A 642-nucleotide genomic window follows, 5' to 3' on the forward strand; every position below is an offset into this window, starting at 1 on the left:
ATAAAAAGTGTGCGATTGAGTGGATCCCTAACTTCACTTAACGAGAGTTGATGAGTTTCACCCTTCACTGTTGCGAGAGTGCGCAAACTACCTTCAGCATTTGAACGTTTTTCATTTTGTAATTCTCTGCGAGCTGCCAAATGCTTTGCTAGTGGTCCCAATTCGTCCTTACCAAGGCGAGCATAATTGCGAGCTGTTAGTGCATCAACGGCTTGAGAGACAAGTGCCGTAAACTGTTCATCAGTTAAAATGTGCTTTGAATCTTCTTGATCAAAATTCAATAATTCACTCCATTTCTTTTGCTCGGCAACAGCTATAGCCACCGCCACTTGTGCGTGAATAAGGGATGTTGCCTTAATCTCAACAAGACGAAGGGTATCCCTAATACCCTTCGCTGCATCAAGTTGTTCTTGGAGTTGCATTATTTCAGCATGAATATTTTCATCGTCTTCCTCTTCTGCCAGATTAGTAAGATCATCTTGATATTCATGAAGTTGTTTTTCTATCACAGGGATTTGACGAACTTCTTCAGGAAGCGCACTCCAAACCCATTGCTCAAAGAGTCGGTCAATGGTAGTTAGTTTACATTCATGAAAATAGAGTTCTAATTGTCTATCTTGCTCCTCTTTTGCGTCTAAATAT

1 protein-coding gene is annotated in these 642 nt (G+C 40.8%); it reads right to left on the reverse strand.

The genetic code is table 11. The annotated features are described in order from the left end of the window. On the reverse strand, positions 1 to 642 hold a 642-nt coding region (locus Ljam_RS15285; RefSeq protein ID WP_162262904.1), incomplete at both ends, for a hypothetical protein.

Origin of the sequence: Legionella jamestowniensis, assembly GCF_001467745.1 — a bacterium.
GTDB lineage: Bacteria > Pseudomonadota > Gammaproteobacteria > Legionellales > Legionellaceae > Tatlockia > Tatlockia jamestowniensis.